At 61.6% G+C, this 23,747-nt stretch carries 26 protein-coding genes and 1 pseudogene; 7 read left to right on the top strand and 20 right to left on the bottom strand.

Annotation, left to right across the window (positions count from 1 at the left end; all coding sequences use genetic code 11):
- Positions 1-24 precede the first annotated feature (24 nt).
- The 3 genes from J3P73_RS13340 to J3P73_RS13330 all read right to left on the bottom strand — a co-directional run bounded on the left by J3P73_RS13340 (position 25) and on the right by J3P73_RS13330 (position 2,171).
- A complete protein-coding gene (locus J3P73_RS13340; RefSeq protein ID WP_130693087.1) occupies positions 25-1,230 on the bottom strand; it encodes a multidrug effflux MFS transporter in 1,206 nt (401 codons plus the stop codon).
- Positions 1,231-1,367: 137 nt separating this feature from the next.
- Positions 1,368-1,703 carry a Grx4 family monothiol glutaredoxin gene (grxD, locus tag J3P73_RS13335; protein ID WP_018072268.1) on the bottom strand — a complete coding sequence of 112 codons (336 nt, stop codon included), beginning with the start codon at positions 1,701-1,703 and terminating at the stop codon, positions 1,368-1,370.
- Positions 1,704-1,940: 237 nt separating this feature from the next.
- Positions 1,941-2,171 (bottom strand): hypothetical protein, encoded by a 231-nt coding sequence (locus J3P73_RS13330; RefSeq protein ID WP_018072267.1) that lies wholly within the window; start codon positions 2,169-2,171, stop codon positions 1,941-1,943.
- Between the two features lie 164 nt (positions 2,172-2,335).
- Between J3P73_RS13330 and J3P73_RS13325 the strand changes: the two genes are divergently transcribed.
- The gene (locus J3P73_RS13325; protein WP_018072266.1) at positions 2,336-3,517 is read left to right on the top strand and encodes a hypothetical protein; all 1,182 of its coding nucleotides are present in this window, start codon (positions 2,336-2,338) and stop codon (positions 3,515-3,517) included.
- 35 nt (positions 3,518-3,552) lie between these two features.
- Here the strand turns inward: J3P73_RS13325 and J3P73_RS13320 are convergent, their stop codons facing one another.
- Positions 3,553-3,786 (bottom strand): BolA/IbaG family iron-sulfur metabolism protein, encoded by a 234-nt coding sequence (locus J3P73_RS13320; RefSeq protein ID WP_003540079.1) that lies wholly within the window; start codon positions 3,784-3,786, stop codon positions 3,553-3,555.
- Between the two features lie 19 nt (positions 3,787-3,805).
- Complete coding sequence (gene purL / locus J3P73_RS13315) at positions 3,806-6,040, bottom strand: phosphoribosylformylglycinamidine synthase subunit PurL (protein ID WP_075225542.1); 2,235 nt, start codon at positions 6,038-6,040, stop codon at positions 3,806-3,808.
- A 364-nt stretch (positions 6,041-6,404) separates the two neighbouring features.
- On the opposite strand from purL, the gene lhpI reads away from it, so the two are divergent.
- Positions 6,405-8,147 (top strand): cis-3-hydroxy-L-proline dehydratase, encoded by a 1,743-nt coding sequence (lhpI, locus tag J3P73_RS13310; protein ID WP_130691862.1) that lies wholly within the window; start codon positions 6,405-6,407, stop codon positions 8,145-8,147.
- A gap of 91 nt (positions 8,148-8,238) precedes the next feature.
- Here lhpI and J3P73_RS13305 read toward each other — a convergent pair.
- Both J3P73_RS13305 and J3P73_RS13300 read right to left on the bottom strand, forming a co-directional pair.
- Positions 8,239-8,337 (bottom strand): annotated as a pseudogene (locus J3P73_RS13305) (acyloxyacyl hydrolase); the annotation flags it as partial.
- A gap of 4 nt (positions 8,338-8,341) precedes the next feature.
- Positions 8,342-9,760: an aminotransferase-like domain-containing protein gene (locus J3P73_RS13300; protein ID WP_130675174.1), complete on the bottom strand. Its 1,419-nt coding sequence runs from the start codon at positions 9,758-9,760 to the stop codon at positions 8,342-8,344.
- 81 nt (positions 9,761-9,841) lie between these two features.
- Between J3P73_RS13300 and J3P73_RS13295 the strand changes: the two genes are divergently transcribed.
- Positions 9,842-10,099 carry a DUF1127 domain-containing protein gene (locus J3P73_RS13295; protein ID WP_130655637.1) on the top strand — a complete coding sequence of 86 codons (258 nt, stop codon included), beginning with the start codon at positions 9,842-9,844 and terminating at the stop codon, positions 10,097-10,099.
- Between the two features lie 27 nt (positions 10,100-10,126).
- Here the strand turns inward: J3P73_RS13295 and J3P73_RS13290 are convergent, their stop codons facing one another.
- From J3P73_RS13290 to J3P73_RS13260, 7 genes are all read right to left on the bottom strand, one after another.
- Positions 10,127-10,516, bottom strand: a complete 390-nt coding sequence (locus tag J3P73_RS13290) for a hypothetical protein (protein ID WP_018072260.1) — start codon at positions 10,514-10,516, stop codon at positions 10,127-10,129.
- 86 nt (positions 10,517-10,602) lie between these two features.
- Positions 10,603-11,274 (bottom strand): phosphoribosylformylglycinamidine synthase subunit PurQ, encoded by a 672-nt coding sequence (gene purQ / locus J3P73_RS13285; RefSeq protein WP_018492937.1) that lies wholly within the window; start codon positions 11,272-11,274, stop codon positions 10,603-10,605.
- Complete coding sequence (locus J3P73_RS13280; RefSeq protein WP_018072258.1) at positions 11,271-11,825, bottom strand: RNA 2'-phosphotransferase; 555 nt, start codon at positions 11,823-11,825, stop codon at positions 11,271-11,273. The genes purQ and J3P73_RS13280 overlap by 4 nt, the downstream gene beginning before the upstream one ends.
- Before the next feature lie 44 nt (positions 11,826-11,869).
- On the bottom strand, positions 11,870-12,112 hold the full coding sequence (purS, locus tag J3P73_RS13275; protein ID WP_018072257.1) for a phosphoribosylformylglycinamidine synthase subunit PurS: 243 nt from the start codon (positions 12,110-12,112) through the stop codon (positions 11,870-11,872).
- 15 nt (positions 12,113-12,127) lie between these two features.
- Positions 12,128-12,892 carry a phosphoribosylaminoimidazolesuccinocarboxamide synthase gene (purC, locus tag J3P73_RS13270; protein ID WP_003540062.1) on the bottom strand — a complete coding sequence of 255 codons (765 nt, stop codon included), beginning with the start codon at positions 12,890-12,892 and terminating at the stop codon, positions 12,128-12,130.
- A gap of 272 nt (positions 12,893-13,164) precedes the next feature.
- Entirely contained in the window at positions 13,165-15,462 is a 2,298-nt protein-coding gene (locus J3P73_RS13265; RefSeq protein ID WP_130691860.1) for a bifunctional diguanylate cyclase/phosphodiesterase, read from the bottom strand.
- A gap of 96 nt (positions 15,463-15,558) precedes the next feature.
- Entirely contained in the window at positions 15,559-16,113 is a 555-nt protein-coding gene (locus tag J3P73_RS13260) for an RBBP9/YdeN family alpha/beta hydrolase (RefSeq protein ID WP_130691858.1), read from the bottom strand.
- A 163-nt stretch (positions 16,114-16,276) separates the two neighbouring features.
- Here J3P73_RS13260 and J3P73_RS13255 point away from each other — a divergent pair, with 163 nt between their 5' ends.
- Together J3P73_RS13255 and J3P73_RS13250 are read left to right on the top strand one after the other, a co-directional pair.
- On the top strand, positions 16,277-17,083 hold the full coding sequence (locus J3P73_RS13255) for a DUF2189 domain-containing protein (protein WP_130675169.1): 807 nt from the start codon (positions 16,277-16,279) through the stop codon (positions 17,081-17,083).
- Positions 17,084-17,236: 153 nt separating this feature from the next.
- Entirely contained in the window at positions 17,237-17,716 is a 480-nt protein-coding gene (locus J3P73_RS13250) for a low affinity iron permease family protein (RefSeq protein ID WP_130693086.1), read from the top strand.
- A 52-nt stretch (positions 17,717-17,768) separates the two neighbouring features.
- On the opposite strand, the gene purB is transcribed toward J3P73_RS13250, so the two are convergent.
- From purB to J3P73_RS13225, 5 genes are all read right to left on the bottom strand, one after another.
- On the bottom strand, positions 17,769-19,076 hold the full coding sequence (gene purB, locus J3P73_RS13245) for an adenylosuccinate lyase (protein ID WP_130691856.1): 1,308 nt from the start codon (positions 19,074-19,076) through the stop codon (positions 17,769-17,771).
- Between the two features lie 118 nt (positions 19,077-19,194).
- Complete coding sequence (locus tag J3P73_RS13240) at positions 19,195-19,680, bottom strand: hypothetical protein (RefSeq protein ID WP_024321812.1); 486 nt, start codon at positions 19,678-19,680, stop codon at positions 19,195-19,197.
- 2 nt (positions 19,681-19,682) lie between these two features.
- Entirely contained in the window at positions 19,683-20,408 is a 726-nt protein-coding gene (locus tag J3P73_RS13235) for a DUF2259 domain-containing protein (RefSeq protein WP_130675166.1), read from the bottom strand.
- On the bottom strand, positions 20,405-21,082 hold the full coding sequence (gene rpe, locus J3P73_RS13230; RefSeq protein WP_130675165.1) for a ribulose-phosphate 3-epimerase: 678 nt from the start codon (positions 21,080-21,082) through the stop codon (positions 20,405-20,407). Before rpe ends, J3P73_RS13235 begins: the two co-directional genes overlap by 4 nt.
- A gap of 64 nt (positions 21,083-21,146) precedes the next feature.
- A complete protein-coding gene (locus J3P73_RS13225) occupies positions 21,147-22,229 on the bottom strand; it encodes an ABC transporter substrate-binding protein (protein ID WP_130691854.1) in 1,083 nt (360 codons plus the stop codon).
- Between the two features lie 183 nt (positions 22,230-22,412).
- Between J3P73_RS13225 and J3P73_RS13220 the strand changes: the two genes are divergently transcribed.
- Together J3P73_RS13220 and J3P73_RS13215 are read left to right on the top strand one after the other, a co-directional pair.
- Complete coding sequence (locus tag J3P73_RS13220) at positions 22,413-22,907, top strand: flavin reductase (protein ID WP_003559728.1); 495 nt, start codon at positions 22,413-22,415, stop codon at positions 22,905-22,907.
- A gap of 93 nt (positions 22,908-23,000) precedes the next feature.
- Positions 23,001-23,318 carry a TfoX/Sxy family protein gene (locus tag J3P73_RS13215; RefSeq protein WP_018072246.1) on the top strand — a complete coding sequence of 106 codons (318 nt, stop codon included), beginning with the start codon at positions 23,001-23,003 and terminating at the stop codon, positions 23,316-23,318.
- Here the strand turns inward: J3P73_RS13215 and J3P73_RS13210 are convergent, their stop codons facing one another.
- On the bottom strand, positions 23,319-23,744 hold the full coding sequence (locus tag J3P73_RS13210; RefSeq protein WP_130655635.1) for an NUDIX domain-containing protein: 426 nt from the start codon (positions 23,742-23,744) through the stop codon (positions 23,319-23,321).
- Positions 23,745-23,747 lie beyond the last annotated feature (3 nt).

Here is a 23,747-nt window from a genome sequence, read left to right as displayed (position 1 = left end):
CTGGATGCGAAGGAGGCCAGCCGTTCAGACGGCTGGGTTCTGCGATTGGAAGAGGCGGCCCTTCTCGGCGATCAGCACGAAGACGAGCCCGATGATCGACACGGTGAAATAACCGGCGACCATCGGCAGCGCGGTGCCGTCGAAGGCCTGGCCGATGCCGGCGCCGATAATGGCGCCGCCGACCGTGCTCATGAAGCCGAGGACGGAGGAGGCGGTGCCGGCGACGTGGCCGAGCGGCTCCATGGCGAGCGAATTGAAGTTTGAGCCGATCCAGCCGAACTGGAACATGGCAAGGCCGAAGAAGGAGATGAACAAAGCGAAGGGCATCGGATCAGTGCTCGCCATCTGGACGATCAGCCAGATGGCGTTGATGGCGATGAAGCCGAGCAGCGAGCCGTGCGACAGGCGGCGCATGCCGAGCTTGCCGACAAAGCGTGAATTGAAGAAGGACGACAGCGACATGAAGATCGCCACGCCGGCGAAGGCGAAGGGGAAATAGACGCCGAGATCGTAAATGCCGACATAGACCTGCTGGGCCGAATTGATGAAGCCGAACAGCGCGCCAAAGATGAAGGTGCTGGCGATGGTGTAGCAGAGCGCGACGCGATTGGTCAGCACCAGCTTGAAGGCGCCGAAGATCGAGCGGGCGGTGAAGGGACGGACATTGGCGGGATGCAATGTTTCAGGCAGGCGGAGATAGGCCCAGACGGCGATACCAGTCGCCATGGTGGCGATGAAGAGGAAGATCAGGTGCCAGTTGCCGAAGAACATGACGATCTGGCCGGTGCCGGGCGCAATGACCGGTACGATCATGAAGACCATCATGATCAGCGACATGACTTCGGCCATCTGCCGGCCGCCATAGATGTCGCGAACGATGGAGACTGTGATGACGCGGGTTGCGGCCGAACCGACGCCCTGCACGAAGCGCAGGGCGAGCAACGCTGCAAAGGTCGGCACAAAGACGATACTGATGGCGGACATGATATAGATGACGAGACCGATCAAAAGCGGCGTGCGGCGACCGAAACGGTCTGAGAGCGGCCCGTAGAACAGCTGGGCACAGCCGAAGCCGAGCAGATAGGTGGAGACGACGAATTGCCGGTGATTTTCGCTCTCGACGCCGAGGCTCGCGCCGATCTGCTGCAAGGCCGGCAGCATGATGTCGATCGCCAGAGAATTGACGGCCATCAGGAAGGCGGCGAGCGCGATAAATTCTCGCTTGCCCATGGGCAGGCGGCCCGCGGACACGGCCTGTGATGAATCTGTCACAATGAAATTCCCATAAACAGGCTAAGGCGCTGCTTGCCGCAGCGCCTCGGACTCAAGATACAGATTTGGAAACCGGGCGGACGCCCGGTGACCGGTCAGGAGGCGGCGCGCACCGCGATGCCGTTTTCCTGGAGATGCTGCTGCAGTTCACCAGCCTGGAACATTTCCCGGACGATGTCACAGCCGCCGACGAACTCGCCCTTTACGTAGAGCTGCGGGATTGTCGGCCAGTTGGAATATTCCTTGATGCCCTGGCGGATTTCCGAATCGGCGAGCACGTTGACGCCCTTGTAGTCGACGCCGATGTAATCGAGAATCTGCACGACCTGGCCGGAGAAGCCGCACTGCGGAAACTGCGGCGTGCCCTTCATGAAGAGGACGACGTCGTTGCTCTTGATTTCGTTGTCGATGAATTCGTGAATGCCGCTCATGGGACCTAATCCTTTCAACAGGTGGGTTAAAGGCCCACCGTTTCAATCGTTGCCTTTAGATAGCATGCGACAGCAGGAATTCCAGCCGCCCGAACCAAAAAAATACCAATTCCGGCGGGCCGTTGCCGGGGCTGTTGCCGTCGCGCTACTGCACATCAAAGCGCTACAGCTTCCTTTGCGCGCCTCAAAAGACGCAGCGGCGCAGAATTCGTCCGAACGCTCACATTTCATCATACCTTAGCTACGTCGTTGACGGCTGCGGCCGGCGGCGGTGCGGCGCTTGCTGACTTGTTTCCGGGGAGGCTTGGGTTTGGCCGAGGTCGCCTTGCGCGCAGCTGTCGTCGTCGCGGCGGGGTGTGTCTTACGCCTCTTGCGCTTCGTCGTGGCGCGGCCGGTGGTTTTCTTCAGGATCTCCTTCAGCACGCTGTCGACGACGCCTGATATCAATTCTTTGACTAGGTCGGCCACAAAACCCCTCCGTTCGTGATGGAAACGACATGGATACTATTGAATTCCGGAAGAGTTCGGTTAGCAAGACGGCTTCGAGACCATAGCTGCTTTTTTGCCCTATCAGTGGCGCAGCAGCCGGATCGCGCCAACATGCCGGCCATTCGTCCGGCCGGAAGAGTGGAATGAAACTGATCGAGAAGCGGGTCGTCCTGCATTTCACGGGCTTCGAGCCGCTCGACGGCGTTGCCCACAGGGCACGCTACGAGCGTTCGGCCAGGCAGAGTGCCGCCGTCTGGGGCTATTCGGTTGAGACAGGGGCAGCGGACGAGGGGAGTGATCCGGTCAGTTTCGTGGTCACGACGGGTGAGAAGGCCACAGCGCCGGAGGCAGGGGCCGGTTCCCCCGGCTGGCAGACGAAGAGCCGGATCCACATGGTCGATCACGATACCTTGGTGCGTAGACTGCGCAGCGGCAACACGCTGAGCCAGATCATTGCAGGCTTCCGAAGCTGCGCCGAGATCATGCTCGAAGGAGGCATGCGGGGATATTTCCGCCACGCCTGGCGCTTCGGCCTGTTCTTCCTCTTCCCGTTCCTGCTGACGGCGCTGGCGATCGCGCTGACGGCGCAGATCGCCATCATGCCCTATGGTCTCGGCTTTTCGCCGTGGCACATGCTCTGGAGCGCGCCGCTGGCGCTCTGTTTCTTCATCTTCGCCTTCCTGCCGTTTTCCGAACGCTTCCATACGCTGCATCTCTTCGCCGATTGGGCAATGGCCGTGGCGCTAGGCCGTATGGACCGGAAAGATTTCAACGACTGGCTGGAAGAGCGGGCCACTGCCGTGCGCAAGGCGCTTGACGAAGAGGCGGACGAATATGTGATCTCCTCGCACAGCATGGGATCGAGCGTCGCCGCCCATGTCATCGGCATATTGCTGGAGAGGGAGCCGGAGATCTTCAAGGGCAAGCGCGTGGTGTTTGCCACACTCGGCAGTGCCATTCTGCAATGTGCGTTGATGTCATCGGCGACACTGCTTCGCGCCCGCGTCGGGCTGATCGCCCGCTGCCCAGAGATTTCCTGGCTCGACGTGCAGTGCCTGACGGATTCGATCAATTTCTACAAAGTGCCTGTCGTCGCCGTCTCTTGCCATCGGGATGCGCCTGAGGCGAAGATGATTCTGATCCGCGTCAAGCAGATGCTGACGCGCGAACACTACCGCAAGATCCGCAAGGACCAGCTACGCGTCCACCGGCAATATGTGCTTGGCCCGGACCTAAAGGCGTCGTTTGATTTCACGCTGATGACCGCGGGGCCGATGCCGGCCTCGGTCTTTGCCAGTCCCGATGAAAAGAGAATGCCCGGCTGAGGGCCGGGCATCGTCCATCCAGATTGCGTCGGGCTTTATTCCGGCGCCGAGGTCTGCAGGGCCAGAGCGTGCAGTACGCCGCCCATATTGCCCTTCAGCGCTTCGTAGACCATCTGGTGCTGTTGCACGCGGCTCTTGCCGCGGAAGGCTTCGGCAACGACTTCGGCGGCGTAGTGATCGCCGTCGCCCGCCAGATCGCGGATCGTCACCTTGGCACCGGGAATCCCAGCCTTGATCATGTCTTCGATATCGCCGGGTTTCATGGCCATGGTCGTTACTCCTTGCGCATCATTCCGCAGCGGCAAGTTCGCCGCGGCCTTCCATGAAATCAGGGAACCACGATTCATGGGCATCGCGCAATTGCTGAATCGGCAGCGAGATGAGATCGCCGACGACGAGCGCCGTTCCTCCGACCGTGCCGAGACGGCGGAAGGGAACGCCGCCGCCTTCTGCATTGACGCAGACGAAATCGGCGACATCGGCAGGCAAGGTCAGGACGTAGCGCGCCTGATCCTCGCCGAAGAGCAGCGCATGCGGCGCGTCCCTGCCTTCGCTCAGATCAATCGTCAGGCCTTTGCCCGAGGCCATCGCCATTTCAGCGAGCGCCACGGCAAGGCCACCCGAGGAGATGTCGTGGCAGGCGGTTGCCTGGCCGTTGCGGATGACGGAGCGGACGAAATCGCCATTGCGGCGCTCGGCAAACAGATCGACCTCCGGCGCGGGACCTTCGCGGCTGGAAAGCACGTCGCGCAGATAGACCGACTGGCCGAGATGGCTGCCGTCGACGCCGATCATGATCACCTTATCGCCATCGTTGGCAGCGCCGATACGGGCCATCTTGCTCCAATCCGGCAGCAGGCCGACGCCTGCGATCGTCGGGGTCGGCAGGATGGCGACGCCGTTGGTCTCGTTGTAGAGCGAGACGTTGCCGGAAACGATCGGGAAGTCGAGCGCGCGGCAGGCCTCGCCGATGCCTTTCACCGCCTCGACGAACTGGCCCATGATCTCGGGCTTTTCGGGATTGCCGAAGTTCAGATTGTCGGTGGCGGCGAGCGGCTCGGCGCCTGTTGCGGTGATGTTGCGCCAGCATTCGGCGACCGCCTGCTTGCCGCCTTCGAAGGGGTCTGCCTCGACATAACGCGGGGTGACGTCGGAGGAGAAGGCGAGCGCCTTGGAGGGATGGCCGTCGACGCGGACCACGCCGGCATCGCCGCCCGGCAGCTGCAACGAATTGCCTTGGATCAGCGTGTCGTATTGCTCATAGACCCAGCGGCGGCTCGACTGGTTGGCGGAGCCGACGAGTTGCAACAGCGCCTGGCCGTAGTCTTCGGGTGCGGCAACGAGATTGGCCGGCAGGGGGGCATGCTTGCCGGATTCGCGCCAGGGGCGATCATATTCCGGCGCCTGGTCACCGAGATCCTTGATTGGAAGGTTGGCGACTTCTTCGCCCTGGTGCACGACGCGGAAGCGCAGGTCGTCGGTCGTCTTGCCGACAATAGCGAAATCGAGGCCCCACTTCACGAAGATCGCCTTGGCTTCCTCTTCCTTCTCCGGCTGCAGCACCATGAGCATGCGCTCCTGGCTTTCCGACAGCATCATCTCGTAGGCGGTCATCCGCTCTTCGCGGACCGGCACCTTGTCGAGCTCGAGCAGGATGCCGAGATCGCCCTTGGCGCCCATTTCGACGGCGGAGCAGGTGAGGCCGGCCGCGCCCATGTCCTGGATGGCGATGACGGCGCCGGTCTTCATCAGCTCAAGGCAGGCTTCCAGCAGGCACTTTTCGGTGAAGGGGTCGCCGACCTGAACGGTCGGACGTTTCTCCTCGATCGATTCGTCGAATTCGGCCGACGCCATCGTCGCGCCGCCGACGCCGTCGCGGCCGGTCTTGGCGCCGAGATAGACGACCGGAAGGCCAACGCCCTTGGCTTCCGAGAGGAAGATAGCATTGGATTTCGCAATGCCGGCGGCAAAGGCGTTGACGAGGATGTTGCCGTTGTAGCGGGCGTCGAATTCGACCTCGCCGCCGACCGTCGGCACGCCGAAGGAATTGCCATAGCCGCCGACGCCGGAGACGACGCCGGAGACGAGGTGGCGGGTCTTCGGATGATCCGGCTCGCCGAAGCGCAGCGCGTTCATCGCGGCGATCGGGCGCGCACCCATGGTGAAGACGTCGCGCAGGATGCCGCCGACGCCGGTCGCAGCCCCCTGATAGGGCTCGATATAGGAGGGGTGGTTGTGGCTCTCCATCTTGAAGACGACGCAATCGCCGTCATCGATGTCGACCACGCCGGCATTTTCGCCCGGGCCCTGGATGACGCGTGGCCCCTTGGTCGGCAGCGTGCGCAGCCACTTCTTCGAGGATTTGTAGGAGCAGTGCTCGTTCCACATGGCCGAGAAGATACCGAGCTCCGTGAAAGTCGGTTCGCGGCCGATCAGATCCAGAATGCGCTGGTATTCGTCCGGCTTCAGGCCATGGCTCGCGATGAGTTCCGGCGTGATCGGGATGGTGTTTGGAATGGTCATGAGCTCTCGAAAGTCCCTGCCTTAGAGCAATCCAGCAAAAGTGCGCAGCGGTTTTGCGTCCGGAATTGCGTGAAAAGAAAGAGATAGAGCATCTCCGTGATTCGAAGAAAACGGAGATGCTCTAGCGCGTTTTCCGCTCTTTAACCTATGTCGGGACGGCGCGCGATAGGAAAATGCCCGCCGTCAACAGAGGGCGGGCGACTTATTCGGCCCGGTACAGGCGGCCGCTTCTCAGAGTCTGTTTGACAACTTGCTTTTGATTCTCGATCGATAGCAATGGGGCAAGGCTCCGGCCTCAGCTTTTGCGTGCCGTTGATGTTTCCTATAGGAAACTTTTCTTCTTGGTTGATGGTATCGAGATACAATGCCGGATATACAACAACAGGCAGACGAAAAGGTGTTTGCCGGGCGCGCGCTTGTGGCTGGCTTCGCTACGGGGTCGATCGTATTCAGCGACACGGCGCTCAGCTTCTGGGGCGGCGTCGACTCCCGAACCGGAGAAGTCATCGACCGCCACCATCCCCTGTCGACACAGGTCCTGACAGGAAAGATTCTCGCCATCCCCGGCGGACGCGGCTCGTGTACGGGCAGCAGCGTGCTCATGGAGCTGATCATGAACGGGCACGCTCCCGCCGGCATCGTGGTCTCGCGCCAGGAAGAAATACTGTCGCTCGGAGTGATCGTCGCTGAGGAAGTGTTCGGCCGATCGATCCCCGTTGTCCAGCTCTCCGAAGACGACTTCGCCGAGCTGCACTCTATCCCTGAAGTCACCCTCATCGGCGACAAGGTCATCGCGAGCCGGATCGAAACCGCCCCCGGTTTCGATGCCGCCGATCGCACCTATGGAAATTCGATAGCGCTGACATCGAGGGATCGGTCGGCTTTGAACGGGGAAATGGGCAAGGCCGTGCAGGTGGCAATGAGGGCCACGACGCGCATGGCTGAAATTCAGGGAGCGACGGAACTCATCGATATCTCCCAGGTCCATATCGATGGCTGCATCTACACCGGGCCGACCAGCCTGGAATTCGCGAAACGCATGCGGGACTGGGAGGGTAGGGTTGCCGTTCCAACGACCCTGAACTCGATATCGGTGGACCAGATGCGTTGGCGGGAGCAGGGCGTGTCTCCCGACGTCGCCGGACCCGCATCCGAATTGGGTGAGGCCTACGCCTCCATGGGAGCACGAAAGACGTTCACCTGCGCGCCCTATCAGCTGTCGTCCGCACCCAGGCAGGGTGAGCAGGTGGCCTGGGCGGAGTCGAACGCCGTCGTATTCGCGAACAGCGTTTTGGGTGCTCACACTGCCAAGTATCCTGACTACCTGGATCTGTGCATCGCTCTCACCGGGCGCGCGCCGCTGACCGGGCCGCATATCGCCGACAACAGGCGCGCCAGCCTCGTGGTCAATGTGTCGGGCTTCGTGTCGCGGGATGACATGGTCTACCCCATTCTCGGCTACCACATCGGCAAGCTTGTCGGAGATGAAATTCCGGTCGTGATCGGCCTCGAGACGTGGAAGCCGAATCTGGACGACCTAAAGGCGTTCGGGGCGGGTTTTGCGACGACATCAGGCTCTCCCATGTTCCATATCGTCGGTGTCACGCCGGAGGCCGACAGCCTTGAGAGCATTATCGGAAGCAAGATCAAGGCGAGCTACGAAATCTGTCCCAAGGACGTCGTTGCGGACTGGAGGAAACTCAACGGCGGGTCTGTGGATGCCATCGAGTTCGTCGCGCTGGGCAATCCGCATTTCTCTTTCGACGAATGCGCGCGGCTGGCCGCGCTCTGCGAAGGCCTGACGAAACATCCTGACGTCAAGGTTCTGGTTACCTGCAACCGTGCGACGTTCGAAAGGGCTTCCGCTGCGAATCTCGTCGGCAAATTGTCGGACTTCGGCGTGGAATTCGTAACCGATGCGTGCTGGTGCACACTTGCGGAGCCTGTCATCCCCAAATCGGTCGATACAATTATCACCAATTCCGCGAAGTTCGCTCACTACGGTCCTGGATTGACGGGTAAGGCGCTTCGGTTTGGCAGCCTGGCGGACTGCGTCGCGGCGGCTTGTCAGGGCGAGTTGAATACTGTTCGTCCCACATGGGACTGAACGGTTCCCGCCTGCCGATGATCGATTAGACGGCCGTAATGAGCAGTTCAATCATCCGTCGGCCAACCCGCTGAAATTGTCGAATGGACTCTCAGAACTTGTAGCCGACCTGCAAGCCGGCGCGCGTCATGCCGTCGTTCGGCCCGTCGCACAGATTGGCGTTCGAGGAATGGGCGATCTCGGCCATCAACGGATCATATTTCGCCGTCATAGGCGGAGCCGCCATTTTCCAGCAGCCGGCGCAGGATCATCAGGCCGGAGACCAGTTCCTGCCCCGTCTTCGGCGAGGAAAAACCGATGCGAACGCGATGATAGGTTTTCTCGCCGCGCGCCGCCTTGAACTCGTCCTCGTCGTCGACGAGCACGCCGTCGCGGAAGGCGGCATTCTTGAAGGTGCCGGACATCCAGGGCTCCGGCAGTTTCAGCCAGAGGAAGGGCGCATGCGGGTGCGATTGGAAATCGAAGCCCTGCAATTGTTCACGGGCGAGCCGGACGCGCCTGGAAAGTTCTTCGACGCTTTCCTTTCGGATCTCGTGTGCCGTGCCGCTTTCGACGAGGCGGGCGCAGGTCTCGGCCAGGATGAAGGGCAGGCCGCCGGTGATCATCCTGTGCGTCACCTTGATGCGCTGAGCAAAATGCGGCGGGCAGGCGACCCAGCCACCGCGCACGCCGGCGGCGACCGATTTCGACAGGCCGTTGACGAGGAAAGTGCGGTCGGGCGCCAGCGAGGCGAGCAGCGGCGTATCGTCGCCTGACATGCCGCCATAAAGGTCGTCCTCGATCAGCCAGACGCCGTGTTTCCTGGCGATTGCAGCGATTGCCACGCGCCGCTCATAGGGCATGATCGACACCGTCGGATTGTGGACAGTCGGCATCAGGAAGGCGATCTTCGGGTGCTGCTGCTGGCAGAGCCGCTCGAAATCCTCGGGGATGACGCCCAGTTCATCAGACTCGACCGTCAGCGTGCGCCGGCCGAGAAGGCGGGCGCTGCGGCTGACCTGCGTATAGGTGAGATGCTCGAAGACGATCTTGTCGCCCGGCGCCGAGACGGCGGCAATGACCGAGATCGCCGCCGCATGGGCGCCGAGCGTCGGCACGATGTTTTCGGCCTCCGGCATCCAGCCGCTGCGGGCAAGCCAGAGACGGCCAGCCTCGAACCAGTTGCTCGGGAAATTGCGGGAATAGGAAGAAATCTCAGAGAAATGCTGCTCGCCGATCTCGGCAAGGATGCCAGCGATGACCTTGCCCTGGCCGAGATCGGGGGCGGCTGTCGTATCGAAGCGGATCTTGTTGGCAGGCGCATCGTGGACGCGGGTGCCGCCGAGCGAGACGGTCAGCGGGTCGATCTGTTCGCCGGGCGGCGTCTCGGAGCGGTTCAGCACATAGGTGCCACGCCCGACCTCGCCGGCGACGAGGCCGCGCTCGTGCACCAGCGCATAGGCGCGGCCGATCGTGCCGATCGTCACGCCGATATCATAGGCGAGGTTGCGCTGCGGCGGCAATTTGCTGCCGGCGGGCAGGGCGCCGCTTGATATGGCGGATTCGATGCTGTCGGCAAGCCGGAGATAGACCGGCCCGGAACCACGGGAAATATCAGGAAGCCAATTTGTCATGGTGACAATTGTATATATTGCCACATTGTACCCGTCAAGCCTAAGAGACAATCCGAACGGACGAACCGAGAGGATTCTGGGATGTCTGCCCTACCCGAAATGAAAATGCCGATTGTACCGATTGTCTCTTATGACGACAGGAGACAAATTGTCCTGCCGACCGCGCCTGCGGAGGAGACGACGCGTCTCAAGCGGATATGGGCCGCCATTCTTCTCTGGCAGCAGAAGCGGGAGGGCCGGCGCGCGCTGAGAGGCCTGACGGCGGCTGAACTCAAGGATATCGGGGTGTCGCAGTCGGATGCGGCACGCGAAGTCAGCAAGTCGTTTTTCTGGGATTGATCGGGCTTTGCGGACTGATCCGGGCGATCAGCTGCAGGCCTTGCTGCCTGCCGACCAGCGATTGACGTCGGTGGTGATGCGGCCGGCGACCGGTTCCGACATCATCGGACCGAAGGCCTGCAGGCGCGACGGGCTTCCTTCGGCCTGAACGACGAGCAGCGGCCGGCTTTCCGGGCTGCCCTTGTGGACAAGCAGGATGCGCGGCCGGCCGGAGAAGGAATTGAGCTCCGGCGCGAGCTTATAGGCTGCAAAGGCCGGATCGCCCGATTTGAACCAGCAGGCATTGGCGCCGAGCGCCACGCGTTCCATGGTCGGCAGCGCGGCGCGGTTCGGGCCTGTCGGCGCTGGCGTCTGGCAGGCTGCGACCATGGCTGCAACAGCGGTCAACAGGGCGGCGTTTGCGAGGCGAGGGCGCATCAATCTTGCTCCAGATCCGGACGGAAGGATTTTCGGGTGCATGCCGTTGCCCAAGACCGCTGTGCGTTTTTGGGCAAGGCGCGGGCTCAGGCGGCGATGACGTCGAGCGCCGAGGCGAAGAGCCCGCGACCGTCCGAGCCGCCATGAGCGGCTTCGATCAGGTTCTCGGGATGCGGCATCATGCCGAGTACGTTGCCCTTTTCATTCATGACAGCGGCGATGTCGTTGATCGAGCCGTTCGGATTGGTGCCCTCGGCATAACGAAACACCACCTGGCCATTGCCTTCGATGGCAGCCAGCGTCGCTTCGTCGGCGAAATAATTGCCGTCGTGATGGGCAACCGGGCAGCGGATGACCTGGCCCTGCGCGTAGGCGCGGGTGAAGTCCGTCTCGGCGTTGACGACTTCGAGCTTGATCTCACGGCAGACGAATTTCAGCGAGGAATTGCGCATCAGCGCGCCGGGCAGGAGGCCGGCCTCGACGAGGATCTGGAAGCCGTTGCAGACGCCGAGCACCTTCACGCCCTTTGCAGCCTTGTCGATGATCGCCTGCATGACCGGCATGCGGGCGGCGATCGCGCCGCAACGCAGGTAATCGCCATAGGAAAAGCCGCCGGGGATGACGATCAGATCGACATCGGGGATTTCGGTTTCCGTCTGCCAGATCGTCACCGGCGGCTTGCCGGAGATCTTGGTCAGGGCGGCGATCATATCGCGGTCGCGGTTGAGGCCCGGAAGTTGAACGACGGCTGATTTCATGGGGTCCCTGCGTTTCGCGAAAGATATTGAACTGGAACGCTTTCGGCGAGCCATACTCCATTGTCGGAGACAAAGAAAGAATGACCCTCTGAAAACATGCGGGCCGCATCCACACGCAGGATGATATGTTCACCCTTGCGGCGCGCTGCGACAATTTTCGCCGTTTCGACATCCGCCGACAGATGAACGTGGTGCCGCTGCATCTTCTTCAAGCCTTCGCGCTCGATCGAGTGCCAGTTCGTCAGAGACGTGCCGTGAAAAAGAGCGGCGGGCGGTTCAACCTGGTTCAATGCGAGATCGACATCGACGCTATGACCTTGGTTTGCGCGAATTCTGCCATCGGCGAGCGTGAAGCGCTTCTTTGGATTGTTGTCGACAATCTCGATGATATCGGCGCGGGAAACGTCGTATTTCGACGCCAACACCTTTTCGAGCTCATCGAACGACACCCAACCCTCGCTATCAAGCGTCAAACCCGCGGCATCAGGCGCATGACGCAAAACATAGCTCATATATTTCGAGACTTCCGTCTCCAGCTTTGCTTTCATCATGACGCCAAATCCTCAAAGTCCGCCGGACGACGGGTCTGTGATCATCAGTCGATCGCGATTGCGTAGTTCTCGATCACCGTGTTGGCGAGCAGTTTTTCGCACATGGCCTTGAGGTCGGCCTCGGCCTTGCCCTTGTCGGCGCCTTCCAGCTCCAGGTCGAAGACCTTGCCCTGTCTTATATGGCCGACGCCCGAGAAGCCGAGGGCGCCAAGCGCACCCTCGATAGCCTTGCCCTGCGGATCGAGAACGCCGTTTTTCAGCGTGACGGTGACACGAGCCTTGATCACTTTGTCTTTCCTGCCTTACTTGACGAGAACCGGGCCGGTGCCGCGCACGGGCTCGTTTTCATTGATGATGCCGAGACGGCGCGCAACTTCGGAATAGGCTTCGAGCAGCCCGCCGAGGTCGCGGCGGAAGCGGTCCTTGTCCATCTTCTCGTGGGTTTCGATATCCCAGAGCCGGCAGCTGTCCGGCGAGATTTCGTCGGCGAGGATGATGCGCATCATATCGCCTTCGAAGAGGCGGCCGCATTCGATCTTGAAATCGACGAGCTGGATGCCGACGCCGAGGAAGAGGCCGGTCATGAAGTCGTTGACGCGGATGGCAAGCGCCATGATGTCATCGAGTTCGGCGGGGTTTGCCCAACCGAAGGCGGTGATATGCTCTTCGGAGACCATCGGATCGTCGAGCGCGTCGGACTTGTAATAGAATTCGATGATCGAGCGCGGCAGCACGACGCCTTCGTCGATGCCGAGGCGCTTGGCGAGAGAACCGGCGGCGACATTGCGCACGACGATCTCCAGCGGGATCATCTCTACTTCCTTGATCAACTGCTCGCGCATGTTGAGCCGGCGGATGAAATGAGTAGGGATGCCAATCTTGTTCAGATGGCTGAAGATATATTCGCAGATGCGGTTGTTGAGGACGCCCTTGCCATCGATGACTTCGTGTTTCTTCTTGTTGAAGGCAGTGGCATCGTCCTTGAAGAACTGGATCAAAGTGCCCGGTTCCGGGCCTTCATACAGAATCTTTGCCTTGCCCTCGTAGATACGGCGGCGACGGTTCATCGTGGTCATTCTCTATTGTTGGCGCTCTTGGGATAGCGCGAGTGGATCGATCTCGTGGCGTCCCCTTAAAGGAAAAGAGAGGGTTTCACAATCCGCCTGTCGCTCCTTCCCTGGTTTCCAGATTTCGTGGCCCCGGTTTCCGGATTGCGCGGCCCCGGTTTCCGATTTTACGGAATACCGCCAAGAGAATCGAATGAATTCACAGGATGAGTGTAGCGCCTTTTCCAGTACGGTGGAATGAAGGCGAAATGGCGGGCCGCTTATGCAGGTTTTTATTTGGCGGCTCTGCCTGGCAGCGCGCGGCGAAGCTGCGTCTGCAGCGCGCGAGCGGCAATTTGCCCGTGGCGCCAGCTTCCGGCGCGGATGAAGGAGGGGATCTGCATGGCCGGCATCGGCCGGGCGAGCGCGTAGCCCTGCAGCGTGTCACAGTCGAGTTCTTCGAGAATCCGGATGTGATCCGCCGTTTCGACGCCCTCGGCGATGACGAGGATGTTCAGCGAGCGGCCGATATCGATGATCGAGCCGACGAGTTTGCGCTGCTCGGCCGATTGCGGCAGCATGCGGATCAGCTCGCGGTCGATCTTCAGCGTCTTCGGGCTCAATCGCAGCAGGCTGACGATCGAGGCATGGCCGGTGCCGAAGTCGTCGATCTGGATGTCGATGCCGAGCTTGCGCAGCTTTTTCAGGTTGGCGGCCACCGCCTCGTCGCAATCGTCGAGCGAGATCGATTCCAGCAGTTCGAACGAGAATGTGCCGGGCTCGATCTTCAGGGCGCGGAGCTTCTTGCCCAGATCGGGATCGGCGAGCCGCCTGGCGGAGACGTTGACCGATATCTTCGGGATCGGCAGCCCGTCCTTCAGCCACGCCTTTCGGTCGGCAATGGCGCGCTCCAAGATGAGGGCGTCGATGGTCGAGACGACGTCGAGATCCTCGGCGATATCGAGGAAGCGGTCTGGCGTCAGCAGCCCGTGCACCGGGTGCTGCCAGCGGGCTAGCGTTTCGACGCCTGCAACATCGAGCGTGCGGGCATCGAACTGCAGCTGATAGAAGGGCACGAATTCATTGCGCTCGAGGCCGATCAGGATCTCGTCGGCAAGGTGCTTGGCGGAGATGATGTCGCGGCGGGCAGAGGCCGAGAAGAATTCGAAGCGGTTGCGGCCCAGGCCCTTGGCACGATAGAGGGCGATATCGGCGTCGAGCAGCACCTGCTTGGCGTCGAGCGTCGGTCCGCTATCGATGGCGATGCCGACGCTGGCGCCGAAACGGCAATCGTGCCCCTCATATCTGACGGGTTTGCGCAATTCGCGGATAACACGTTCGGCAAGGCCGGCGATCTTCTTCGACGCGGGATCGACGGCGCAGAGGATGACGAATTCATCGCCACCAATGCGAGCGACAAAATCGGCGGCGCGGACGGAATTCCTCAGCACGCTTGTGGCATGCTGCAGCATGGCGTCGCCGGCCCGGTGGCCGAGCGTGTCATTGATCTGCTTGAAGCGGTCGAGATCGATATGCAGGATCGCCAGTGCCAGGCCCTTGGCCCGGCATTCGGCCGAACGCTCGCCCAGCATCTTGTCGAGATAACGGCGGTTCGGCAGGCCGGTGAGATAGTCGTGCAGCGCCAGGTGCTCGATGCTCTCCTTGGCGGCTTCGAGCTCGTGGTTGCGCGCCTCGGCCAGATCCTTGGCGCGCTGCAGCTCGTTGCGGAGCGCGACTTCCTCGGTGACGTCCCAGTTGGCGCCAATCAGCTTGCGGTGGCCGTTGCCGTCGATGAAGAAGGCCGAGCGGGCGCGGATGACACGTTCGATGCCGTCGCCGCGGATGATGCGGTATTCCTGCTGGAAATCGCGGCCGCTTTCGACGCTGCGGTCGGACAAGCCAAGCACGCGCTCGCGGTCGTCGGGATGCAGGCTTTTCGCCCAGGCGTCGCTGGCGATCTGGCGCGAGGCGCCCTGCAGGCCGTAAATGGCGATGAGGCGGTCGTCCCATTCCACGGTATCATGCTCGATATCGGCTTCGAAGACGCCGATGCGGGAAACCTCCAGCGCCAGATCGAGCCGGCGCGACAAACGCGACAGCGTCTCCTCGGCCTGCTTGCGGGCGGTGATATCCGTATCCGTGCCGATGATGCGCGTCGGCACGCCGTCCCCGTCCCATTCGACGCAGGCGCCGCGACACTCGATCCAGACCCAGTGACCGTCCTTGTGACGCTCGCGATATTCGAAGATCTGGTAATTGGGATCGCCGGCGTTCTGCCGGTCGATCGCATGGACGACGAAATCGCGATCGTCGGGATGGACGAGCTGCAGCCAAGCCTCGTAATCGCCGTCGGCTTCCTCGTCGGGCGCCATGCCGCGGATGGTTTTCCACGTCGGCGAGTAATATTTCCGGTCGAGACGGTAATTGTGATCCCATACGCCAAGGCCCGAGCCGACGAGCGCATAATTCCAGCGGCTCTCCCGCTCGGCCAGGTCGGAATCGTCGGCTGCCCCATTGCCGATGCCTGTCTCAGCCGCTGCGGCATCGCCATGCGGATCACCGGCCTCTGTATGGGCTTTCTTCACGGGCATTCTCGCTTATTTCACTTCGGCGCAGTCTGCTGTCATTCCATTAAGAAAGACTTAGAAAGCAGTTGCTCAACAAGAGAGACGATGCCTTTTCCTCGATCAGACAGAGAGCCGGCCAAGGAACTGGGCAAAGACCATGGTGCCTTCGGGCCATGGGCCATGACCGGAATCAGCATTGATATGACCGGCTTCGCCGGCATCGACGAGGAAGGAACCCCAGCTGCTGGCGACATCGTCGGCATGCTCGTAGCTGCCGAACGGATCGTTGCGGCTGGCGACCGTAATCGACGGGAAGGGCAGCGGATCGCGCGGATAGGGACCGAAGGTCATCAGGTGCTTCGGGCGGATGTCGGGATTGGCGACATCGGGCGGCGCGACGAGAAAGGCGCCTGCCACAGGCTTGCGGAAATGCGGGATGGCATGGATGACCGAGGGCACGCCCAGCGAATGGGCGACGAGAACGACCGGGCGGGTCGAGGCGTTCACTTCCTCGGCGATGCGGGCGATCCAGTCCTCGCGGACCGGCTTCGTCCATTCGGCCTGTTCGACGCGCCGCGCCGTGCTGAGCTTTGCCTCCCAGCGGCTCTGCCAGTGGCCCGGGCCGGAATTGGTGTAACCGGGGATGATGAGGATATCTGCGTCTGAGGCTTTCATAGTGCCGCCGATGTGAGAAAGCCTGACCTCGATGTCAAGGGGAATGGCGACAGGGGCGTGGAGATTTGTTATATTGCGCCAGTGCCGGTTGCGGATTTCGTGTCGGCTTGCCCGCCGATGCCTACCCGCCGCCGGCCATGTCTCGGCTGAGGAGGAGAAAGCCATGGCGGCATTTCATGTTATGACAGGTGCAAGCGAAGGTCTCACACGGCCCGTCGTCAATCGCATCGGCGTCGCAGATGTCTTCGACGCGCTGAAGCGCGGGTACGACGATTTTATGGAGAAACCATCCCACTATGTGTTCTTGTGCCTGATGTACCCGATCGCCGGCGTCTTCCTGACGCTCTGGACCTCGGGGGCCAATCTTCTGCCCATGGTTTTCCCGCTGATGGCGGGCTTCGTGCTGATCGGCCCGATCGCGGCGATCGGCCTCTACGAGATCAGCCGCCGGCGCGAGGCCGGCCTCGACACGTCATGGTCGCATGCGCTTGAGGTGCGCCATTCGCCGGCGCTGCCGGCGATCGTTGCGGTCGGGCTGATGCTCTGTGCCTTCTTCGTTGTCTGGCTGGTGACGGCGCAGACGCTCTACAGCAATCTGCTCGGCGAGGTGTTTCCACGCAGCATGGCGGATTTCTTCGGCCAGGTCTTCGGCACGTCCCAGGGCCTGCAGTTGATCATCTGGGGCAATCTGATCGGCTTCGTCTTTGCGCTCGTCGTGTTGGCGATGACCGTCATCACCTTTCCGCTGCTGCTCGACCGTGACGTCGGGGCGGTGGCCGCCGTTACGGCGTCGATCCGCGCGATGGTCATCAATCCGGTGCCGGTGCTGCTTTGGGGCCTCATTGTCGCCGCGCTGCTCTTCATCGGCACGATCCCGATCTTTGCCGGGCTTGCGCTGGTTATCCCGATCCTCGGCCATGCGACCTGGCATCTCTATCGCAAGCTGATTGCGCGGGAAGTCACAGCATAACCACGGCCTTGCCTGCGGGGAATTCCGGCCCCCCAGGGGGAATCTCGGATCCCTGGGGGAACCTCGATCCTGCCTCGGAGTTTGTTTAGCCGAGAGCATGATGTCGTCGACATCATGCTCTGGAGACGTCGAGGGAGGATCTTTGAGGTGACGATGAAGCATCTGTTTGCCCACTTCGCAACAAAGGTATCGGAATGGGCGGGCAAACCCGTCATCTTCATCCTGGCGCTGATCGCCGTCGCCATCTGGGCGGCACTCGGCCCCTTCTTCGATTATTCCGAAACCTGGCAGCTGGTGATCAATACCGGCACGACGATCATCACCTTCCTGATGGTTTTCGTGCTGCAGAACGCCCAGACACGCGACACCAGGGCAATCCAGGCCAAGCTCAACGAAATCATCCTGACAAGCCATGCCGAAAACCGTTTCATCGGCATCGAGAATCTCGACGAGGAAGAGCTGAAACGTCTCGACGAGCTGGTCGCCAAGGCCGCAAAGGGCAGGGGCGAGAGCGAGGCTTGCAAGACCTCGGAGGCGGCAAAAGCGACGCCGTCGAAAAAGGCGGAAGCACGCAAACGTCCTGTGGCCGCCAAAGGGCCGAAGCAAAAACAACGGCCGCTTGAGAAAAGCTAGATATGAAAACGGCGCCTGCAAGGGCGCCGGTATATCGTTGATGGCAGATCGCTCAGGCGTTGCCGAAGACGCGGCGGAAAATCGTGTCCACGTGCTTCGTATGGTAGCCGAGGTCGAACTTCTCGCGGATGTCCTCTTCCGACAGTGCAGCGCGGACTTCGGCGTCGGCAAGCAGCTCTTCCAGGAAGTCCTTGCCTTGTTCCCAGACCTTCATGGCGTTGCGCTGGACGAGGCGGTAGGCATCCTCGCGGGAGGTGCCGGCCTGTGTCAGGGCCAGCAGGACGCGCTGGGAATGGACGAGGCCGCGGAATTTGTTGAGGTTCTTCTCCATATTCTCGGGATAGACCAGCAGCTTCTCGATGACGCCGGCAAGCCGCGACAGGGCGAAATCCAGCGTCACGGTGGCGTCGGGGCCGATCATGCGCTCGACCGAGGAATGCGAAATATCGCGCTCGTGCCAGAGGGCAACGTTTTCCATTGCCGGCATGGCATAGGAGCGGACCATGCGAGCAAGGCCGGTCAGGTTTTCGGTCAGAACCGGGTTGCGCTTGTGCGGCATGGCCGAAGAGCCCTTCTGGCCGGGCGAGAAATATTCCTCGGCTTCCAGCACCTCGGTGCGTTGCAGGTGGCGGATCTCGGTCGCCAGCCGCTCGATCGACGAGGCAACAACGCCGAGGGTGGCGAAATACATGGCGTGGCGGTCGCGGGGGATGACCTGCGTCGACACCGGCTCGGCCTTCAGGCCAAGCGCTTCGGCGACATGTTCCTCAACGCGCGGATCGATATTGGCGAAGGTGCCGACGGCGCCCGATATGGCGCAGGTCGCAACTTCCTCGCGGGCGGCGATGAGGCGCTGGCGGCAGCGCTCGAATTCGGCATAGGCGAGCGCCAGCTTGACGCCGAAGGTGGTGGGCTCGGCATGGATGCCGTGCGAACGGCCGATGGTGACAGTGTCCTTGTGTTCGAAGGCGCGGCGCTTCAGCGCCTCGAGCAGGCGATCGAGATCGGCGATGAGGATGTCGGTGGCGCGTACCAATTGCACGTTGAAGCAGGTGTCGAGCACGTCGGATGAGGTCATGCCCTGGTGGACGAAGCGCGCATCCGGGCCGACGATCTCGGCGAGATGGGTGAGGAAGGCGATGACGTCATGCTTGGTGACGGCCTCGATCTCATCGATGCGGTCGACGTCGAAGGTGGCGGCGCCGCCTTTTTCCCAGATCGTCTTTGCCGCCGATTTCGGGATGACGCCGAGTTCGGCCAGCGCGTCGCAAGCATGCGCCTCGATCTCGAACCAGATACGGAACTTGGTTTCGGGAGACCAGATGGCGACCATTTCGGGCCGGGAATAACGCGGGATCATGGGCGGCTGCCTTCACTTCAAGAGGTTGAGCGTTTAAGACGCAATTCCGGACGCAAAACCGCTGCACACTTTTGCTGGAATTGCTTTAGCGCCCCTGTAGCAAAGACGGGCGGCAATCTCAACGCATGCGTTTGGCAAGATGATAGCTGCTGGCGACAAGACAGACGAGGCCGAGTGGCAGGAAGAGGCGCAGGCCGATCACCAGGAACTGATAGACGGCGCTGATACTGGTGAAGACGAACTGGAAGGCCCAGACGATACTGCCGAAGGGCGCGTGCCAGCGCGAATAGAAGATCCGGTATTCCATGGCGAAGAGGAAGGCAGTCATCAGGATCGTAGCTGCGGTCAGCGTTACGAAAAAAGCGGCAAAACGCGCTTCCGGCTGCCTGCCATAAGCAAAGAAGCGGGCAACCGGCAGGGCTAACGGCCAGGCAAACAGGCCGCCGGCGAAATAGAGCGCGGCAACCTCGGCAAGGCGGCTCGTCTGCAGGCCGTTGCGCAGGTAAAGGCCGAGCATGGCGGCGGCAAGCATCTGCATGCCCCAAAGCAACGCGCCGGCGATTAGATCGGGGTAGGGCGGCCATGCAGCCCTAAGGCGATCCATGCTCAGGGATGAACCGGAACGGCGATCCAGCGTCCGTTCCTTGTCGCATCGAAGGCCAGGACGAGGGCGATGTGAACCTGGTTTCCGCCTTCCGGCTGATAGACCATCGCGCCGCCGATCCGGTATTCGACCGAACATGCGCGCTCGGCCGGAACGGCGGTGGCCTGGCGCGCCGCCTGTCGGTTCGGAGCGCCTTCCTTTTCGATCATCTGCAGGCTGAAGCCGATGACGCGTTTATCGACCGCAGCGCAATCCTTCGGCGTCGGCACCGGCATCTCGCCGAGTGACAGCGTATAGGGCGATTTCGGTGGACCGTCGGTCGCAAGCGTCGTGTAGCGGATCGTCTTCGAAGGCGAGCCGAGTTCGGTCGGTGGATTGAAGGCGGCGATCAGGCCGGGATTGGTCAGGAGATCGTATTTGTCCATCTGGCTGCGCGCCGCCGTCAGGTTCTGCCGCCGCGCCTTGGAAAGATTGGCTTCCTTATCGGTCAGCTCCGTGTGGAAGGGCGTGCCCTCGAGATAGTGACCGTCTTCGGTATCGATGAAATAGGTGTTGGAGTAGGGAAGGTTGCCGCTCTCCTCGATGCCGAATTCCTGGAATCCGAAGACCTTGCCGTCGGCGGAAAAGCCGATCGGCTGGATATTGGCGATGTCTCCGGCAAGTGACAGGCCGGGCAGGCCGGCAAATGCGGCAGCAAGCATGCCACCAATGATCAGACGCTTGTTCATGCTCGTGCCCCTTCAGCTGCCTGACGCAAATCGGCGACGGTCCGGCGATAATCCTCGACCGTATCGCCCTTGAAAATTGCCGAGCCGGCGACGAGGACGTTGCCGCCCGCCCGCGCGATATCAGGCGCCGTTTCCACCGTGACGCCGCCGTCAACCTGAAGTTCGATCGGCCGGTCGCCGATCAGTGACTTCGCCGCCGCGATCTTCTTTGCCATCGCCGGAATGAACTTCTGCCCACCGAAACCGGGATTGACCGACATGATCAGGATGAGGTCGACATCGTCGAGCACGTTCTCGATGGCGCTGAGCGGTGTTGCCGGATTGATCGTCACGCCGACCTTCTTGCCGAGATTTCGGATGGTCTGCAGCGAGCGGTGCAGATGCGGTCCGGCTTCGGCATGGACGGTAATGCGGTCGCAGCCGGCCTTGGCGAAGGCTTCGAGATAGTCGTCGACCGGGGAGATCATCAGGTGGCAGTCGAAGGTGGCTGATGTATAGGAGCGTAGCGACTTGATGACATCGGGGCCGAAGGAGATGTTCGGCACGAAATGCCCGTCCATCACGTCGAGATGAATCCAGTCGGCGCCGGCGGCCGTCACGTCGCGCACCTCCTCGCCGAGCCTGGCGAAATCCGCTGCGAGGATCGAGGGGGCAATGCGAATGGGCAGCGTCATCAAATCTTACTCCGTATGGGCCGCCATTTGAGCGCGGGGCCTGAATTCAAGGCTGGCGCACCGCTCATTGCGTCGGCGCGGCAGGTGGAAAAAAGCCGTTGCCCCGCCATTCGAGCAGGCGGTAGGGATTTTGCGAAAGTTCATGCGCACCGGTGAAGGCAATCGTGCCGACCGGTGTCTGGAATGTCGTGCCGAGAAGCGTCTCCTGGAGGGGCTTGACCGCCGCAGCGGCGGCTTGCCCGGCCTGTCCGGCAATGAGGGCCGCGGCCAGCGACGGCAGGACATAGCCTTCCGGCTCGATGCCCTTGGCGTGCAGCGCGTCGGCAGCAGCCGTGCCTTCCGGCAGGAGGGCGTATTCGGGCAGGGCGACGGCGCGCACGCCTGAATCAAGCGGCAGTGGCTGGTCGGCAGCGCGCATGGCATCGCCGCCGAGGATGGACAGCTGGATGTTCTCGGCCTTGGCGTCGCGGGCGATGACGGCTACGTCGTTGCGGTCGCCGCCGATGAAGACCCTGGTGGCGCCGGCCCGTTTCAGGCGGCGGACAAGGGAGATCTGCTGCTCCTGTCCCGGACGGTAGGTATCGGTAAAGACCGGCTTCAGACCGTTCTGCTCCAGCGCATTGCGCACCGCTTCCGTCAGTTCGCGGCCATGAATGGTGCCGTCCTCGATCAGGGCGATCGGATCGGCGGCCCAGTCCTTCAGGATCATCTCGATGATCTTTGCCGCCTCGGCGCCGTCGGCGGGCGCCGCCCGGAAGAGCGGCCAGCCGTTCTTCAATGCATCCTCCATCAGGATGCGGGAGCGCACGGAGACGGTGATCGCGGGAATGTTGGCGTCCTTCAGCTTCGGCAGCGCGCCTTCCAGCGTTTCGCTGCAGAGAAAGCCGATTGCAACCTGTACCTTGGCATTGACAAGCGCATCGGCGACCGCAGCACCACTATTGTCCTCGCAAGTCTCGTTGATGGCGACGAGGGTATTTCCCGACTGCTGGATCTCGAAGCCGGCGCCGGCGGAAATCTGGGCGCCGAGCAGGGCGAGTGGGCCGTTCTGAGGGGCGACGACGCCGATCGTCACGCCGGCCGCATGGCTTTCAGCCGCCGCTCCCAGCAGCGCCAGAAAAGCTGCTATGCCACGCAGGTTGATCATGAAAGGCGGAGATCCCTAGCCATCGTCCATGCCCTTTTATCCGCAAGGCCGCGATCGTCAAAGAAAAACAAGCGCAACACGGCGCTTTTCACCGGTCCTATTGTAGAAAAGGTAACCGATGCTCGCCATATTGGCGCGATAGCAAGTCGATCCAGGCAGAATAGCGCGCGCACGGAGAAGCAGGTGTTGAACAGGCAGCATATCGACCCCGGCCTTTATCGCGATGCCATGAGCCGTTATGCCGGCCATGTGCAGCTCGTGACGACGGCAATGGGCGAGCTGCGCCGCGGTGTTACCATCACCGCCGCCTGCTCGGTCTCGGACAATCCGGCCTCGGTGCTGATCTGCCTCAACAACACCAATCCGAAGAACGAAATCTTCTTCCGCAGCGGTATCTTCGCGCTGAACACGCTCGGCGCCCATCATCAGGGCGTTGCCGATGCCTTTTCCGGGCGCACGTCGCTTGCCAATGACGACCGTTTCGCCAGCGCCCGTTTCGAGATGCTTGCCACCGGTGCGCCCGTGCTGGCCGACGCGCTTGCCGCCTTCGATTGCCGGGTGATCGACATCAAGGAAATGCCGACGCACAATGTCATCTTCGGCGAGGTCGCGGCTGTCCGCTTCAGCGAAAAACATCCGGCGCTCATCTATATGAACCGGGATTATCACGCGCTGTGATTAGAGCGCATTGCGTCCTTCGGATGCACAGCGCTCTAACACTTTGAATCGACGCATCGCGCTAGGGTGGCCGAGATTTCGAGGGAATAGAGAATGGACAATGCCGGGATCGAGGAAATGTTTCAGGGGCTCGGCCCCGTCACGGTCAAGCGCATGTTCGGCGGCAAAGGCATCTATCATCTCGGGCGCATCATCGCGCTCGAAGTGCGCGACGAGATGTTGCTGAAGGCCGACGAGACGAGCGCCCCGGAATTTGCCGCTGCCGGCGCCACGCAATGGACTTATGAGGGAAAGAACGGCAAGCCGGTGAAGATGCCCTACTGGTCGATACCCGATGAGGCCTACGACGATCCCGATCTGATGGCGAAATGGGTGCGGCTTGCCTATGAGGCGTCGCTTCGCGCCGAATAGCTATTCGCCGCGCTCGGCAGCAGGCAAAGCTGCTATCGCGGCTTTGGTGAAGGCCGACAGCGGCTCGGGCAGATTTGTCAGGGGAAACCAGCCGAAATCCGAAAGCTTGTCCGGTTCGGTCAATTGAGGCTCGCCCTCGACGTCTCGGGCGAGATAGAGGATCGAAATCCAGTGTTGGCGATCGGCCTCGATAATCTGCTCGCTCATGCAGAGGCGTTCGATGCGACCGATCGTCAGGCCGGTTTCCTCTTCGGCCTCGCGGCGCGCAGCTTCTTCAGCCGGCTCCATATGATCGACCTTGCCGCCGACGATATTCCAATAGCCGGCTTCAGGTGGATGCATGCGTTTGTAAAGAAGGATCCTGGCGTCGCGCAGAATCACCAGGCCGACGCCGAGACCCGGAAAATCAAGACCGGGCCTGCCCATTGG

This window comes from Rhizobium ruizarguesonis (genome assembly GCF_017357285.1).
In the GTDB taxonomy this organism is placed as follows: Bacteria; Pseudomonadota; Alphaproteobacteria; order Rhizobiales; family Rhizobiaceae; genus Rhizobium; species Rhizobium ruizarguesonis.
Note: the sequence above shows the minus strand (reverse complement) of the source record. Positions and strands in the feature narration are given on the sequence as shown.

Excerpts from the sequence above, each read along its gene's own strand:
- J3P73_RS13260 (WP_130691858.1), bottom strand. The coding sequence starts at position 16,113 with ATGAAAGCCTCAGACGCAGATATCCTCATCATCCCCGGTTACACCAAT.
- J3P73_RS13340 (WP_130693087.1), bottom strand. The coding sequence starts at position 1,230 with ATGGGCAAGCGAGAATTTATCGCGCTCGCCGCCTTCCTGATGGCCGTC.
- purQ (WP_018492937.1), bottom strand. The coding sequence starts at position 11,274 with ATGAAATCAGCCGTCGTTCAACTTCCGGGCCTCAACCGCGACCGCGAT.
- J3P73_RS13290 (WP_018072260.1), bottom strand. The coding sequence starts at position 10,516 with ATGCGCCCTCGCCTCGCAAACGCCGCCCTGTTGACCGCTGTTGCAGCC.
- J3P73_RS13240 (WP_024321812.1), bottom strand. The coding sequence starts at position 19,680 with ATGGATCGCCTTAGGGCTGCATGGCCGCCCTACCCCGATCTAATCGCC.
- J3P73_RS13255 (WP_130675169.1), top strand. The coding sequence starts at position 16,277 with ATGGCGGCATTTCATGTTATGACAGGTGCAAGCGAAGGTCTCACACGG.
- J3P73_RS13320 (WP_003540079.1), bottom strand. The coding sequence starts at position 3,786 with ATGGCCATGAAACCCGGCGATATCGAAGACATGATCAAGGCTGGGATT.
- rpe (WP_130675165.1), bottom strand. The coding sequence starts at position 21,082 with ATGACGCTGCCCATTCGCATTGCCCCCTCGATCCTCGCAGCGGATTTC.
- purL (WP_075225542.1), bottom strand. The coding sequence starts at position 6,040 with ATGACCATTCCAAACACCATCCCGATCACGCCGGAACTCATCGCGAGC.
- J3P73_RS13250 (WP_130693086.1), top strand. The coding sequence starts at position 17,237 with ATGAAGCATCTGTTTGCCCACTTCGCAACAAAGGTATCGGAATGGGCG.
- lhpI (WP_130691862.1), top strand. The coding sequence starts at position 6,405 with ATGCCGGATATACAACAACAGGCAGACGAAAAGGTGTTTGCCGGGCGC.
- J3P73_RS13210 (WP_130655635.1), bottom strand. The coding sequence starts at position 23,744 with ATGGGCAGGCCCGGTCTTGATTTTCCGGGTCTCGGCGTCGGCCTGGTG.
- purC (WP_003540062.1), bottom strand. The coding sequence starts at position 12,892 with ATGAACCGTCGCCGCCGTATCTACGAGGGCAAGGCAAAGATTCTGTAT.
- J3P73_RS13215 (WP_018072246.1), top strand. The coding sequence starts at position 23,001 with ATGGACAATGCCGGGATCGAGGAAATGTTTCAGGGGCTCGGCCCCGTC.
- J3P73_RS13225 (WP_130691854.1), bottom strand. The coding sequence starts at position 22,229 with ATGATCAACCTGCGTGGCATAGCAGCTTTTCTGGCGCTGCTGGGAGCG.
- J3P73_RS13235 (WP_130675166.1), bottom strand. The coding sequence starts at position 20,408 with ATGAACAAGCGTCTGATCATTGGTGGCATGCTTGCTGCCGCATTTGCC.
- J3P73_RS13280 (WP_018072258.1), bottom strand. The coding sequence starts at position 11,825 with ATGATGAAAGCAAAGCTGGAGACGGAAGTCTCGAAATATATGAGCTAT.
- J3P73_RS13265 (WP_130691860.1), bottom strand. The coding sequence starts at position 15,462 with ATGCCCGTGAAGAAAGCCCATACAGAGGCCGGTGATCCGCATGGCGAT.
- J3P73_RS13325 (WP_018072266.1), top strand. The coding sequence starts at position 2,336 with ATGAAACTGATCGAGAAGCGGGTCGTCCTGCATTTCACGGGCTTCGAG.
- grxD (WP_018072268.1), bottom strand. The coding sequence starts at position 1,703 with ATGAGCGGCATTCACGAATTCATCGACAACGAAATCAAGAGCAACGAC.
- J3P73_RS13300 (WP_130675174.1), bottom strand. The coding sequence starts at position 9,760 with ATGACAAATTGGCTTCCTGATATTTCCCGTGGTTCCGGGCCGGTCTAT.
- purB (WP_130691856.1), bottom strand. The coding sequence starts at position 19,076 with ATGATCCCGCGTTATTCCCGGCCCGAAATGGTCGCCATCTGGTCTCCC.
- J3P73_RS13295 (WP_130655637.1), top strand. The coding sequence starts at position 9,842 with ATGTCTGCCCTACCCGAAATGAAAATGCCGATTGTACCGATTGTCTCT.